We start from the raw sequence: 11,800 nt of genomic DNA, 5'->3' as shown, positions 1-11,800 counted from the left end.
AACAGCCGATACGGTTCCCCCTCTCCCTCCCACCCGCTGATGCGGGCGGGTCCCTCCCTCCCCCTCAAGGGGGAGGGCAAAATCTGCGTACGTCGACGTTGTTGGGGAAGGAAAACGAAAAATGAAGCGTGTCTTGGCAGTCCTGTTACTCTCCACCGCCCTGGCCGGCTGCGCGCCGGCATCCCGCCTGTCGGCACCGGCACCCGATGGCCGTGTCGTCACCGCATTGTCGTCGGGCTGGCGCTTCCATCTGGGCGATGCGCCCGGTGCCGTCGATCCCGGTTTCGATGACAGCGCCTGGCAAAGCGTTTCCGTTCCCCATAACTGGAACCGCATGGGCGGGTCCGTCGAACGCAGCCCCACCTATCACAATGTCTATGGTCCCGGCTGGTACCGCCTGAGCTTCGATGCGCCGGCCGGTGCCGATGACGGCAACCCTGTCTGGCTGGAATTCGACGGGGCCAGCATCAATGCCGATGTCTGGCTGAACGGCGTGCATCTGGGTCAGCACAAGGGCGCCTTCGCCCGCTTCCGCCTGGACGCGTCCAAGGCGGTGAAGCGTGGCGGCCGCAACGTCCTGACCGTGCGCGCCGACAACAGCAAATCCAATGCTCCCAATTCGCCCACGCGCGAAGTGATCCCGATTTCCGGCGACTGGCCGATGTTCGGCGGGCTGTACCGCGACGTCTCGCTGCTGGTCACCGCCCCGGTCCATATCGAGCTGGGCGATTTCGGCGGCCCCGGCGTCTATGCCAATGTCCTGTCGGCCGATGCCCAATCCGCCGTCGTGAAGGTCCGCACCCTGTTGCGCCATGCCGGTGAGAAGGGCGAGGCCGCCATCACCGTCACCACCCGTGTGCTGGACGCCGATGGCAAGGAAGTCGCCCGCGACGAACAGAAGACCAGCCTGACCGCCGGGCAGGGGGCATCACAGGAACAGTCCCTGACCGTGCCTGCGCCCCGCCTGTGGGACGGGGTCAAGGACCCCTATCTCTACAAGCTGGAAGTCAGCCTGAAGGGTGCGGACGGCAAGCTGCTGGACAGCGTCACCCAGCCGCTGGGCATCCGCACCTTCCGCATCGATCCCAACCAGGGCTTCTTCCTGAACGGCCGCCATGTGTCGCTGCAGGGCGTGTCCCGCCACCAGGACCGGCCCGACACCGGCTGGGCCCTGACCCAGGCGCAGCGTCAGCAGGATGTGGCCCTGATCCAGGAAATCGGCGCCAACACCGTCCGTCTGGCCCATTACCAGCATGATCAGGCCACATATTCCCTGATGGACCAGGCCGGCATGGTGGTCTGGGCCGAAGTGCCGCTGGTCGACCGCACCAGTCCGCCCGACCTGCAGGACACGACCCCGGCCCTGGCCGACAATGCCGAACAGCAGCTGAAGGAACTGATCCGGCAGAATTACAACCATCCCAGCATCGTCACCTGGTCCATCGGCAATGAGGTCAATCTGATCGCCGCCAAGGGCCTGACCGTGTCGAATGCCAAGCCGCTGCTGGACCGCCTGAACAAGGTGGCCAGGGCGGAGGATGCCAGCCGGCCCAGCACGCTGGCCGATTGCTGCGGTTCGGTACCGGCAGAGGCGCGGCCGGGCCTGGACACGGTGGCCGGCATCACCGATGTCATCGGCTATAACCGCTATTACGGCTGGTATTCGCCCGATGTCGGGGTGCTGCGCCGTGATCTGGAGCGGCTGCATGCCATGTATCCGAATCAGGCCATCTCCATCGCCGAATATGGCGCCGGCGGCGCGCTCAGCCAGCATACGGACAATCCCAAGGGCGGTCCCATCCACGCCTTCGGCCGGCCGCATCCGGAGGATTTCCAGTCCTATATCCTGGAAGAGAGCTGGAAGCAGATCAAGCCGCTGCCCTTCATCTGGGCCAGCTGGGTCTGGAACATGTTCGACTTCTCCAACGATGCCCGCCTGGAAGGCGACCTGATCGACACCAACGACAAGGGCCTGGTCACCTTCGACCGTCAGGTGAAGAAGGACGCCTTCTATTTCTACAAGGCCAACTGGAACCCGGAGCCGATGGTCTATCTGACCGGCCGCCGGCATGACCAGCGCCCCTATCCGGTGATGTCGGTCAAGGCCTACAGCAATGCCAGCTCGGCCCGCCTCAGCGTCGGCGGCAAGGATCTGGGCGAGGTGAAGTGCGACACCGGCATCTGCTTCTGGCCCGCCGTACCCCTGGTCCCCGGAGCCAACGAGGCGCTGGTGACCGCCACTGTCGGCGACAAGCCGGTCACCGACAAGGTCACCTGGAACTTCGCCGGTGAGGTTGGTACCTACCGCATCCGCGCCGGTAATCTGGTGGGGGCTGTGGATGGGGCCGGTGCCCGCTGGGGTTCGGACGATTTCTTCACCGGCGGGGCCGGCAAGGACCGCGATCCGCCGGCGCCGGGCCGTGGCCGCCTGCCGCAGCCGCCCAAGCCGCTGGCCGGCACGACGGACCAGACCGCGTACGAGGCGTACCGCGAAGGCACCTTCACCTACAGCCTGTCCGTGCCCGACGGCGCCTACCGCGTCACCGTCCACAGCTTCGAGCCCAATGCCGATGCCAAGCCGGGCGCCCGCACCTTCGACGTGCTGGCCGAAGGCAAGGTGGGGCTGAAGGCTCTGGACCCGGTGAAGACGGCAGGGAGCCCCTGGGCCGCCGTGAAGCGCGACTTCACCGTCACCGTCCGTGACGGCAAGCTGGACCTGGCCTTCCAGCCCAGGACGGGCAACGCCCTGGTCTCGGGCATCGAGGTGGTGCCGGCGAAGTAAGGGTCACGGACATCCCGACCGATTACACATATCGATGCGATCGGTCGGGGTGGTTTACCGGCGTATCTGCCGAAACGTTCTAGCACATAGCGCCTACTTCTCTTGGACCAAGTGAGCCACTAGGGTGCACCTTGGTAACGACCTATACCGGTTTTCCAGGGGAAAAGATGGCGCTGGTCAAGAAATCGCAAGTCGATTCGCATCGCGCGTCTGTAAATGCGGACGCGGATACTGGGGTTTTGGCACTGACGGCGACCGAACTCGCGCGGCGCGATCGCAAGCGCGGGCATGCCCGCCGTCACAAGGTCGCCCAGCGCGTGGCCAGCGCGTCGTCGGAAATGGCCGTCGGCATTACCGAAGGGGCGGCGGCGGCCCAGCAGCTTGTTACCGCCATGGCGCAGATCGCCCGCGGCGGGCAACTGGCGGCGGCGGCGGCGCAGCAATCGCTGGCGGCGGTCAGCCAGATGGCCATCCTGTTCACCCAGGCGCGCGAAAAAGCGGGTTTGTCACAGCGCAAGGCGGAAGGCCTGCAGGCGCTCCTGGCCGAAAGCGGTATGCAGGTGGCGGGCTCCATCGCCAGCATCAAGCGGACGGCCGATCAGCAGGCGGTCATGACGGCCCGCATCCGGGAATTGGAAACCCACGCCGCCGACATCGGCAAGGTGGTGGAGACGGTGGCCTATCTGGCCGACCAGACCAACATGCTGTCGCTGAACGCCGCGATCGAGGCGACCCGGGCCGGGACCACGGGTGCCGGCTTCGCCGTCATCGCCGACGAGGTCCGCATCCTGGCCGAAACATCGGAAAAGAACGCCCAGCGCGTGGGCGGGCTGGTGGCGGAGATCAGAAGCGAGGTGACGTCCATCACCGACGGCATCACCCAGGCGGCGGCGGTCGCCCGCCAGCAGGCGCAGAATGCGGGCGGCGTGACCAGCCACCTGGACGAGATCCGCCGCACCTTCACCACCATCGCCGATGGCGCCCGCGCCATCACCGTGTCGTCGGAGGAGGCGGAGCGGGCGGCGCACGAGGTGCAGCGCGCCGTGCAGCATGTTGCCACGGCGGCGGAGGAACAGTCCGCCGCCACGGAACAGTCCATGCGCGGCCTCAGCGAGCAGAGCCAGGCCCTGAGCCAGGCGGAGACGGCGTCGCAGGAACTGGCCAGCCTGACGGAGTCGCTGCGCACAGGCGAGGCGGCGGAGCGCAATGTGGAGGAGGTGGCCACCATCTCCGAGGAATTGTCGGCGACGGTGCAGCAGCTGTCGGGCACGGCGGCCCAGATCATGACGGCCATCGCCCAGATCAGCCGGGGCACTCACCAGCAGGCCAGCGCGTCCCAGGAATGCAGCGCCGCCCTGGCGGAGATGGAGCGCAACGCCCGCCAGGTGGAGGACACGACCCGCAACGCCATCGCCCGCGGCACGCAGATGTCCGCCCTTCTGGCCGAGAGCGACAGCGCCATCCGGGAGTTGATCACCGGCGTGGAGACGACATTGGAGAAGGGGCGGGCCAGTGCCGTGCAGCTGGCCGCCCTGGAACGGCTGGGCAGACAGATCGAGAAGATGGTCAACGCCATCAACACCGTTTCGATCCAGACCACGATGCTGGCCATTTCCGGCGCGGTGGAGGCGGCGCGGGCGGGAGAGGCCGGACAGGGCTTCGCCACCGTCGCGGCCGATATCCGCACCCTGTCGCGTGAGGGCGACACCCATATCGAAGCCATCCGCGACACGGTGCGCGACATGCAGGACCAGATGCTGCTGGTCCGCCGCGACCTGGCGGCGCTGGATGTCTCGGTGGCCACCGATGTACAGCGCAACCAAGCCATCCTGCCCGTGCTGGCCTCCATCGCCGCCGACATCCAGGCCCTGAACGCCGATAACGAGGAGGTCAATCGCGGGGCTGCCGCCATCCTGAAGTCGGTTTTGGAATGCTCGCGGGGGATGGAGGATATCGCCACCGCCGCGGAGGAGGCCAGCCGGGCCACGTCGGAGGCCGCGGCCGCGGGGCGCCAGCAGGCGCAGGGCGTGGAGGATCTGGCCGCGGCGGCGGAAGAGATTGCGTTGCTGGCGGACGAGTTGCTCCGCTCCGGGGAATAGGGATGCCGCCGGCCGTGGCCGCCACCAGGATGATACCCGGCAACGGGGACGCGCTGCTTCTGTCCTTCGCCATCGGAGCCTTGCGGCTGTCGCTTCCGCTCGCCCGCGTGCTGGAGGTGGTACCGATGCCCACCCGCCTCTCCCCCTTGCCCCTGGCGCCCCTGGGCGTGAAGGGATTGGCGCATGTGCGGGGGCAGGTGGCGGCCATCCTGCATGCCCACCGCCTGCTGGACCTGCCGGAGACGGGCCGCGTGGCGGTGCGCCTGCTGTTGATCCGGCATGGGGGCATGCTGCTGGGCCTGCCGGTGGACACGGTGCATGGGCTTACCCGCGACAGCGACGGTTTGACGGCGCTGGACCTGGACGGGTTGCTGGACCGGGCCCTTTGCATGCCTGCCCGTCCGCCTTTGGGCGACCTGCGCGCCCGGTCGGGAAAACCGGCAGCGGCGGAACTGGCCAGGCCCCGCCGGGCGTTGGTCAGCTTCATGGTCGCGGGCCAGGAATATGCGCTGCCGGTGGCGGTGCTGCGCTGCACCGCATCCTTGCCGGGCCGCACCGTGCCGCTGCCGCATGCGCCGGCACCCGTGCTGGGCATGGGCATGGTGGGCGAAAGGCTGCTGCCGCTGGTGGCGCTGCGTCCGCTGCTGGGTCTGCCCAACCCGGACGGTGCCGCGGGCAAGGTGCTGGTCGTCACCCATGCGGGACGGCATTTCGGTCTGGTCGTGGACCGGCTGCGGGCATTGCTGCATGTCGATGAGGCGGATGTGGAACCCGTCCCGTCCCTGTTCAACGAGATGGGGCGGGAGGTGGAGGCGGTGTGCCGGCTGGAAGGCGGGAAGCGCCTGGTGTCCCTGCTGTCGCCCGCCCACCTGCTGGCCCGCGACGGCGTCGGCGCCGTGCTGGCCCATACCGGTGCGGAGGCGGCGGCACCGGAAGCAACCGCTTCGCGCGACCGCCGCACGGCCCTGCTGCGCGTCCGTGTGGCGGATGGCGACTATGCCATACCGCTTGAACATATATCCGCCGTGGCAAGGCCCGGCCCGCTGACACCGGTGCCGCAGGCGCCCGGCATCCTGGCCGGACTGAGCAATGCCGATGGCATCGCGCTGCCGGTCATCGACCTGCGCCGCCGCCTGGGTCTGCCGGCCGATGCCACCGTCGCGCGCCATGTGGTCATGGTGCAGGCGGAGGGACGGCGGTTCGGCGTGCTGGTCGATCTGGCCACGGGGCTGCGCATGCTGCCCGACGATGCCATCGGGCCGGCCCCGTCGCTGTCCGACGCGCAGGCGCGGCTGGTCACCCGTATCGCCGATGACGGCGCGGACATGCTGCCGATCCTGGAGCCGTCGCGCCTGGCCGAAGCGGCGGGGGTGGCATCATGACCCGCCTGCTGATCGGCGATGACAGTGCCCTCATGCGCAAGCTGCTGTCCGGTATCTTCGCCGACGAGGGCGATTTCGAGATCGCCACCGCCCGCAACGGGGAGGAGGTGCTGCAGGTCGCCGCCCGGTTCAAACCCGACGTGGCGACGCTGGACATCCACATGCCCGTCATGGACGGGCTGGAATGCCTCAGCCGCCTGATGCTGGAAAATCCCTGCCCCGTGGTCATGGTCTCCTCCCTCACGCGGGAAGGGGCGGCGGCGACGCTGGACGCGCTGGCCCTGGGCGCCATCGATTACGTGGCCAAGCCCGATGGCGCCCTGTCCCTGCATATCGACCAGTTGCGACCGCTGCTGGTGGACAAGGTGCGTACGGCGGCCCGTGCCCGCCCACGTCCCTCCCTGCGCCTGCGCGAACGGGTGAACCTGCAGATGCGCCAGGCGGCGGAACGGGCCGCCGCCGTCATGCCGCGCCCCCGGCCCGTCTCGCCGGCCACCGCCCCGATGCCCTTGGCGGAAATGGGGGGGGAAGGGCTGGTGGTCATCGGTTCCTCCACAGGCGGACCGCATGCGCTGGAGGCCATCCTGTCGGGTCTGCCGGCGGCGTTTCCCCTGCCCGTGGTGGTGGCCCAGCATATGCCCAGCCAGTTCACCGCGATCTTCGCCGAACGGCTGGACCGGATCTGCGCGGTTCGGGTGGTGGAGGTGGCCCAGCCCACCCTGCTGGATCCCGGCCATGTCTATATCGCGCGTGGCGACGCCGACATGGTCATCGGCCGCCGTGCGGCGGGCCTGATGGCCCTTCCCGCCCCGTCATCCCCCGATCATGTCTGGCACCCCAGTGTCGACCGGCTGGTGGAAAGCGCCATGCGCCACGTCGCCCCCCGGCGCCTGCTGGGCGTGCTGGTCACGGGCATGGGCAATGATGGCGCCGCCGCCATGGCCGCCCTGCATGAACAGGGCGGACGCACCATCGCCGAGGCGGAGGAGACGGCCATCGTCTGGGGCATGCCGGGCGAACTCGTCCGGCGCGGCGGGGCCGGTATCGTGGCCCCCCTGCCGGAGATCGCGGCCGCCATCGTCAGGGAGGTCCAGGCCGATGCCGCTCATCAAGCGTGAGGGTCCCGCCGGCAGCAACGGAGGGGATGGGGGCTTCCCGTCCCTGGCCTCTGGCGATGCGGAACAGCGCAGGCTGGCGGCCCGCGCGCTGTCCGGCCAGGCCGACGCCCTGCCGGTTCTGGCCAGGGCCCTGGCGGCGGAAAGCGTTCCAGCCGTGCGCGAGGCCCTGCTGGATGCCGTGGCCGGTATCGGCAGCCGGCAGGCGGCCCTGATCCTGCTGCCGGCGCTGAGATCGGAGGATGCGGCCCTGCGCAACGGGGCGCTGGTGGCATTGCAGACCATGCCGTCGGTGCTGCCCGGCCTGCTGCCCCTGCTGCTTGCCGATCCGGACAGCGATGTCCGCGTCCTGGCGACGGAACTGGCGCGGGTGCTGCCGCCGCCCGTGGCCACGGAGATTCTTTGCCGCATGCTGGCCAACGAGCCCCACGCCAATGCCTGCGGTGCCGCCCTGGACGTGCTGGCGCAGGTGGGAACAGCCGATGCCCTGCCGACCCTGGAAGGTGTGGCGAAGCGCTTTGCCACCGACCCCTTCGTGGGCTTCGCGGCGCGCACCGCCATCGCCCGGATCAGGGGATGAGGGCCGCCATGCCGCCAGCCCCGCCGGAAGACGGTCTTCTCGCCATCAGCGATGCGGAGTTCGACCGTTTCTGCGATTTCATCTATCGCCGCACAGGCATGAGCTTTGGCGAGAACCGGCGTTATTTCGTCGACCGGCGGCTGCGCGACCGTATCCAGGCTGCCGGCCATGCCAGTTTCCGCGACTATTTCGTCATGGTCATGTCCGATGCGCGGGAATATGAGCAGCTGGTCAGCAGTCTGACCGTCAACGAGACCTATTTTTACCGCGAGGACCACCAGTTCCGTTGCTTGACGGACAGCGTCCTGCCCCGCGTGACGGCACGCAAGCGCCAGGGCGACACGATCCGCCTCTGGTCCCTGCCGTGCGCCACGGGGGAGGAGCCCTATTCCATCGCCATCTGGCTGCTGGAGAACTGGCCCAGCGTCGATGACTGGCAGGTGGAGATCATGGGATCGGACATCGATACCCATGTCGTGCAGGCCGCCATGGACGGATTCTATCATTCACGCTCGCTGATGCGCCTGCCGCCCGACCTGACGGCGCGCTATTTCAGCCGGGAGGCGGGCGGTCAGTTCAGGGTGATCCCCGACCTGCGCGACAGCATCCGGTTCAGCCATGTCAATGTCATGGACCGTGGCCTGATGGCGGCACATGGCCGGTTCGACGTGATCTTCTGCCGCAACATGCTGATCTATTTCGATGAGAAATCCCGGCGCGAAGCCATCGGCAACCTGTATGACTGCCTGGAGGGCGACGGGTTCGTCTTCCTGGGCCATGCGGAATCGATGAGCCGCGTGTCATCCCTGTTCCAGGTGCGCCGTTTCGACGACGCCATCATCTATCAGAAACCGGCGGAGGGGGCCCATGGCTGACGAGGCGCTGCCTTTCCTGCGCCGTCCGGGGGCTGGCCGCCATGTGCTGGTCGTCGATGATGGCAGCCTGATCCGCCTCTATTACCGCGGCATCCTGGAGGATGCGGGCTTCATCGTGACGGAGGCCATCAATGGCATCGAGGCGATGGAGAAGGTGCTGTCCACCCGCTTCGACCTGCTGATCGTGGATATCAACATGCCGCGCATGGACGGCCTGGCTTTCCTGCGGGCATTGCGGGCCACGGCGCCGGTGGCGTCGCTGCCGGTGCTGATCGCCAGCACGGAGGCGGGGCCGCAGGACCGCGCCGCCGCGCGTGGGGCCGGCGCCAACCACTACCTGACCAAGCCGGTGACGGACGCGGACTTGCGCCTGTTCGCCGCCCTGCTGACGGGGGCGCCGGCATGAATTCGCTGCTCGACCAGTTCATGATCGAAGGCCGCGCCCTGGTGGAGGAGGCCAGCGACGCGCTGCTTTCCCTGGGCCAGGGCGGCGACGACAAGACGGCCGTGGCCGCCATCTTCCGCGCCTTCCACACGCTGAAGGGATCGTCGGGCCTGTTCGACGCCCGCGCCATGACCCGCGTCCTGCATGAGGCGGAGGAGTTGCTGGCGCAACTGGATGCCCGCGCGGTGACCGCCGACCCCGCCCTGGTCAACCTGTTGCTGGCCTGCCTGGACCAGGTGGGCGCCTGGCTGGACCTGCTGGAGCGTGACGGCACTCTGCCCGCATCCGCCGATGCCACGGCCGACGGACTGGTACGCCAGATCGGCGGCCGGCAGGGAGTGGAGACCGACGCGATCCCGGCCCTGGCGGACCTGGATGGGCTGCTGGACCTGATGGATGGGGATCAGCGGCTGGCCGCCCTTGCCCTGCACCGGGACAAGCCGGGCAGCATGATCCATCTGGTATCCTACACGCCGCTGCCAGGCTGCTTCTTCAACGGTGACGATCCGCTGGCCCTGCTGCGCGACCTGCCGGGGCTGGCGGGGCTGCATGTCGGGTTGGGGGAGGTGGGGCCGCTGGACGGGTTCGATCCGTTCACCTGTGCCCTGTCCTTCACCGCCCTGGTGGTGGGCGACGATCCGCGCCAGGGGGCCTTCCGCCTAGCCGGCGACCAGATGCGGGTGGCCGTGCTGACGCCGTCCGTGCTGGAGCCGAAGGGTGCGGTGGCCGCGGCCACGCTGCTGGCCGAGCAGGTGGCGATGCTGGGGATCGGCGGCGTGCCGGCGGCGGAAATGGCGGGACGCATCGCCGCCGCCGCCACGGTGGCCGCCAACGTGCTGCTGTATCAGGGCCGGGAGGACGAAGCGGGGAAGGTGGCGGCCGCCGGCCGGGCCGCGGCGGCGGCCCGCGATCCGGCCCCGCTGCTCTACGCGCTGACCCATCCGGGAACGGCGGTCGAGCCCACGCCCGCCCTGTCCGCATCCATGCCGGGCCAGTCCCGCCTGCTGCGCGTGGCGGAGGACCGGATCGACCGGCTGGTGCGGCTGTCGGGACAGTTGGGGCTGGTCAAGAACCGGCTGGGCTGGCTGGCGCGCGAACGGGGCGAGGACCGGGAACTGCACCAGCTGGGCAGCAGCCTGGAACGGCTGACGCGTGAACTGGAAGCCGCCGTCCTGCATATCAGCATGATGCCGGTGGGCGACGTGTTCCAGCGCTTCCCCCGGCTGGTCCATGACCTGTCGGCCCGGCTGGGCAAGCCGGCGCGGCTGGTGCTGGAAGGGACCCGGACGGAGGCGGAAAAGGCGGTGGTGGAACTGCTGTCCGAACCGCTGCTGCATCTGGTACGCAATGCGCTGGACCATGGGGTCGAGGGGACGGCCGCGCGGGTCGCGGCGGGCAAGCCGGAGACGGCGACCATCACGTTGCGCGCCTTGCAGCAGTCGGGCCGCCTGCTGATCGAGGTGGCGGACGATGGGCGCGGCATCGACACCCAGGCCGTCCGCCACCGCGCCGTGACGCGTGGCCTGTTGGGCGAGGCGGACGCGGCCTCCCTGTCGGAAGGCGATGCGCTGCTGCTGATCTTCGCTCCCGGCCTGTCCACGGCCCCATCGCTGTCGGAAGTCTCCGGGCGTGGTGTGGGCATGGATGCCGTCCGCGCCTCGGTTGAAAAGGCCGGCGGCGGCGTGGCGGTGCGCAGCGTGCCGGGGCAGGGCACGACCGTCACCCTGTCGCTGCCGCTCAGCCTGTCGTCGCTGCGCCTGCTGACGGTGGAGGTGTCGGAACAGCAGCTGGGCGTGCCCATGGACATGGTGGCGGAAAGCATCCGCCTGCCGCGTGACCGGATATCCCGGATGCGCGACCGCGACATGTTCTCCTGGCGCGACCGCATCGTGCCGCTGGTCTCCCTGGCCGAACTGCTGGACCTGCCCATTCCGCCCGCCGGCCCCGATGCCCGCGTGCTGCTGATGGAGATCGACGGCAACATGGTGGGGGTGGAGGTGGACGGCGTGGGACAGCGCATGGATGCCGTGCTGCGCCCCATGGACGGCATGCTGGCCGGGCTTTCCTGTTATCTTGGCACGGTGCTGCTGGGCGACGGGACGGTGATGCTGGTGCTCGACCTCCGGGGGATCGTGCGATGAGCCTGGAATATTCCGATGGAACCATCCGCCTTCTGGGGAATTGTACATTGGAGGAGGCGGAAATGCTGCTCCAGCTGCTGCTGGACCATCCGGGGGCGGTGGTCGACTGGTCGGACTGTTCCGGCCTGCATGGCGCGGTGCTGCAGACATTGATGGCGGGCCGGCGCCGGATGGTCGGCGAACCTGCCGACGAATTCCTCCGCCGCTGGATGGCGCCGGCATTGATGATTCATACCAATTCCCGATGATTTGGACTCATCGGGAATTGGTGCGGCGTAGCCAAGCTGCCAGATGGCAGCGCCGGCGACTGAGGTCGGTGATCGGTTACGATCACCGAGACCTGGTATCAGGCGTGATTGGACTGGGACTAGGGAAACCTGG

The 11,800-nt window shown here is 68.7% G+C and carries 9 protein-coding genes; all 9 read left to right on the top strand.

The features are described from left to right. Positions 1-121 precede the first annotated feature (121 nt). Positions 122-2,782 carry a glycoside hydrolase family 2 TIM barrel-domain containing protein gene (locus tag ACM9HJ_RS02030; protein ID WP_416570003.1) on the top strand — a complete coding sequence of 887 codons (2,661 nt, stop codon included), beginning with the start codon at positions 122-124 and terminating at the stop codon, positions 2,780-2,782. A gap of 239 nt (positions 2,783-3,021) precedes the next feature. After that, positions 3,022-4,881, top strand: coding sequence for a methyl-accepting chemotaxis protein (locus tag ACM9HJ_RS02025; protein ID WP_416570002.1), 1,860 nt, complete (start codon positions 3,022-3,024; stop codon positions 4,879-4,881). A 2-nt stretch (positions 4,882-4,883) separates the two neighbouring features. After that, complete coding sequence (locus ACM9HJ_RS02020) at positions 4,884-6,263, top strand: chemotaxis protein CheW (RefSeq protein ID WP_416570001.1); 1,380 nt, start codon at positions 4,884-4,886, stop codon at positions 6,261-6,263. After that, positions 6,260-7,381: a chemotaxis-specific protein-glutamate methyltransferase CheB gene (gene cheB / locus ACM9HJ_RS02015; RefSeq protein ID WP_416570000.1), complete on the top strand. Its 1,122-nt coding sequence runs from the start codon at positions 6,260-6,262 to the stop codon at positions 7,379-7,381. The genes ACM9HJ_RS02020 and cheB overlap by 4 nt, the downstream gene beginning before the upstream one ends. Beyond that, positions 7,362-7,958, top strand: a complete 597-nt coding sequence (locus tag ACM9HJ_RS02010) for a HEAT repeat domain-containing protein (protein WP_416569999.1) — start codon at positions 7,362-7,364, stop codon at positions 7,956-7,958. The genes cheB and ACM9HJ_RS02010 overlap by 20 nt, the downstream gene beginning before the upstream one ends. Further along, positions 7,955-8,833 (top strand): CheR family methyltransferase, encoded by an 879-nt coding sequence (locus tag ACM9HJ_RS02005; RefSeq protein ID WP_416569998.1) that lies wholly within the window; start codon positions 7,955-7,957, stop codon positions 8,831-8,833. Before ACM9HJ_RS02010 ends, ACM9HJ_RS02005 begins: the two co-directional genes overlap by 4 nt. Next, on the top strand, positions 8,826-9,239 hold the full coding sequence (locus tag ACM9HJ_RS02000) for a response regulator (protein WP_416569997.1): 414 nt from the start codon (positions 8,826-8,828) through the stop codon (positions 9,237-9,239). Before ACM9HJ_RS02005 ends, ACM9HJ_RS02000 begins: the two co-directional genes overlap by 8 nt. Further along, positions 9,236-11,419 carry a chemotaxis protein CheA gene (locus ACM9HJ_RS01995; protein ID WP_416569996.1) on the top strand — a complete coding sequence of 728 codons (2,184 nt, stop codon included), beginning with the start codon at positions 9,236-9,238 and terminating at the stop codon, positions 11,417-11,419. Before ACM9HJ_RS02000 ends, ACM9HJ_RS01995 begins: the two co-directional genes overlap by 4 nt. Continuing rightward, positions 11,416-11,667 (top strand): hypothetical protein, encoded by a 252-nt coding sequence (locus tag ACM9HJ_RS01990; protein WP_416569995.1) that lies wholly within the window; start codon positions 11,416-11,418, stop codon positions 11,665-11,667. Before ACM9HJ_RS01995 ends, ACM9HJ_RS01990 begins: the two co-directional genes overlap by 4 nt. Positions 11,668-11,800 lie beyond the last annotated feature (133 nt).

The sequence above is a fragment of the Niveispirillum sp. KHB5.9 genome, from assembly GCF_048066115.1.
GTDB lineage: Bacteria > Pseudomonadota > Alphaproteobacteria > Azospirillales > Azospirillaceae > Niveispirillum.
Note: the sequence above shows the minus strand (reverse complement) of the source record. Positions and strands in the feature narration are given on the sequence as shown.

Excerpts from the sequence above, each read along its gene's own strand:
- ACM9HJ_RS02030 (WP_416570003.1), top strand. The coding sequence starts at position 122 with ATGAAGCGTGTCTTGGCAGTCCTGTTACTCTCCACCGCCCTGGCCGGC.
- ACM9HJ_RS02020 (WP_416570001.1), top strand. The coding sequence starts at position 4,884 with ATGCCGCCGGCCGTGGCCGCCACCAGGATGATACCCGGCAACGGGGAC.
- cheB (WP_416570000.1), top strand. The coding sequence starts at position 6,260 with ATGACCCGCCTGCTGATCGGCGATGACAGTGCCCTCATGCGCAAGCTG.
- ACM9HJ_RS02010 (WP_416569999.1), top strand. The coding sequence starts at position 7,362 with ATGCCGCTCATCAAGCGTGAGGGTCCCGCCGGCAGCAACGGAGGGGAT.
- ACM9HJ_RS02005 (WP_416569998.1), top strand. The coding sequence starts at position 7,955 with ATGAGGGCCGCCATGCCGCCAGCCCCGCCGGAAGACGGTCTTCTCGCC.
- ACM9HJ_RS02000 (WP_416569997.1), top strand. The coding sequence starts at position 8,826 with ATGGCTGACGAGGCGCTGCCTTTCCTGCGCCGTCCGGGGGCTGGCCGC.
- ACM9HJ_RS01995 (WP_416569996.1), top strand. The coding sequence starts at position 9,236 with ATGAATTCGCTGCTCGACCAGTTCATGATCGAAGGCCGCGCCCTGGTG.
- ACM9HJ_RS01990 (WP_416569995.1), top strand. The coding sequence starts at position 11,416 with ATGAGCCTGGAATATTCCGATGGAACCATCCGCCTTCTGGGGAATTGT.